This window comes from Mycobacterium innocens (assembly GCF_900566055.1).
In the GTDB taxonomy this organism is placed as follows: Bacteria; Actinomycetota; Actinomycetes; order Mycobacteriales; family Mycobacteriaceae; genus Mycobacterium; species Mycobacterium innocens.
Genome location: NZ_UPHQ01000175.1, coordinates 1 through 2,032, shown reverse-complemented (window position 1 = coordinate 2,032; position 2,032 = coordinate 1). Strand labels below are relative to the sequence as shown.

1 protein-coding gene and 1 pseudogene are annotated in these 2,032 nt (G+C 64.0%); one reads left to right on the top strand and one right to left on the bottom strand.

Features of this window, described 5'->3' with window-relative positions; genetic code table 11:
- Positions 1 to 128: 128 nt before the first annotated feature.
- Positions 129 to 1,487: pseudogene (gene nirB, locus EET03_RS17410) on the top strand (nitrite reductase large subunit NirB); the annotation flags it as partial.
- Positions 1,488 to 1,521: 34 nt separating this feature from the next.
- Here the strand turns inward: nirB and EET03_RS17405 are convergent.
- The coding region (locus tag EET03_RS17405) for a transposase (RefSeq protein WP_208649080.1) at positions 1,522 to 2,032 on the bottom strand (511 nt) is incomplete at its 5' end.

Genomic DNA, 2,032 nt, shown 5'->3' with positions numbered 1-2,032 from the left:
ACAGCACTACAGCACCGTGCCTTTGAACTACTCGACCTCACCCACCACCTGGGCTACACGTAATCATGCACACAACACAAAACCCCAGCTCACAGCCCATTCATCGCCAAACCAGGGGGAACTACGGCCTAGTCGGCCGCCCATTACCGGCCGACCCGGCGTCGCTGATCGCGCCGGCAGGCGCCGAAGTGGGCCTGGGCGCGTTGCCCGACGAGGCGCAGATCTGCTCCTGTAACGGCGTCAGCAAGGGCACCATCTGCATCGCGATCGCCGACGGCGCGTCCGACGTATCCGCGATCAAGGGTGCAACCGCAGCCGGAACGTCCTGCGGCAGTTGCGTTCCGATGCTGAAGCGGCTGTTGACAGCCCAGGGCGTCGAACTGTCCAAGGCACTGTGCGAGCACTTCACACAATCGCGGGCCGAACTCTTCCAGATCGTGCAAGCCGCCGGGATACGTACCTTCTCCGGCCTGATAGCCCAGCACGGCACCGGAACCGGTTGCGACATTTGTAAACCGGCAGTTGCATCGATCCTGGCGTCCACGTCGTCCGACCACATCCTCGACGGCGAATCCGCGGCGCTGCAGGACACCAACGACCCCTTCCTGGCTAACTTGCAGCGCAACGGCAGCTACTCGGTGGTACCGCGGCTGCCCGGCGGCGAGATCACCCCGCAGAAGCTGATCGCGATCGCCGAGGTGGCCCGAGACTTCGGGCTCTACACCAAGATCACCGGCGGGCAGCGCATCGACATGTTCGGTGCTCGCGTCGAACAGCTACCCGCGATCTGGCGTCGGCTGATCGACGCCGGCATGGAGTCCGGGCACGCCTACGGCAAGGCGGTGAGGACCGTGAAGAGCTGCGTCGGGTCGACGTGGTGTCGCTACGGCATGCAGGACTCGGTGGGTATGGCCGTCCAGTTGGAGCTGCGCTACCGCGGGCTGCGCTCTCCGCGCAAAATCAAGCTGGGCGTCTCGGGCTGCCAACGCGAATGCGCCGAAGCGCGCAGCAAGGATGTCGGCGTCATCGCAACCGAGAAGGGATGGAACCTCTACGTCGGCGGCAACGGTGGCGCAACCCCCAAGCATGCGCAATTGCTTGCCGGCGATCTCGACAGCGAGACCCTTGTGCGCTACATCGACCGCTATCTGATGTTCTACATCCGCACCGCCGACCGGCTACAGCGCACCGCGGTCTGCCAGGAAACCATCGAGGGTGGGCTCGATCATATCCGGGCGGTGGTGTGTCAGGACTCGCTGGGCATCGCCGCAGAACTGGAGGCCGCGATGGCCCGACACGTCGCAGGCTACTCCGATGAATGGGCCGATGTGCTCGCCGATGAGGCGAAACTCTCGCGGTTTGTGTCCTTCGTCAACGCCCTCGACCAGCCCGACCCGACCGTGGTGTTCGACGAAGGCGGCCCGCGGAAGGTACCGGTGCTGCTTGGCACGCCGCGGATCGGTGACACGGCGGAAAGCGCGAGTTAATGGCTGCTTAAAGATGTTTCGGTAATTGAATGATTCATGGTCGTAAAGATAGGCCGGCGTGGGCGAGGAAGGCGAAACACAGATCGTAGTTGGAGCCAACGCGGTTGAGCCCGGATTCGGTTGCGGCGTGGGCCTCGTCGATCGTGTCGGGGCATAGGTTTGCCAGCTCAACCGTTTTGACGTTGCCCCACACCATCTCGATGGGATTGAGGTCGTGGGCGTAGCCCGGTAGCCGTTCAACGGTGAGCCACTGTCGCTGGCCGGCGATCCAGGCTGTCATGGCCTTGGACTTGTGTGAGGGCAGGTTGTCCCAGATCAGGGTGATCTTGTCGCCGCTGAAGTGGGCGTGTAGGTCGGTGAGGAACTCGATCAGTGAGTCGGTGTTGTAGGAGCCTTGCTTGATCTGGAACACCAGCGCGGCCTGGCTGGCGTCGGGCCGGTAGGCCAGCGCGCCGGACATCGACAGGCGAGTCCAGGAGAATCGGTGGCGCAGCAGCGGGGTGTGGCCCTTGGGTGCCCAGGTCCCTCTCACCGGGGGGAGCAGG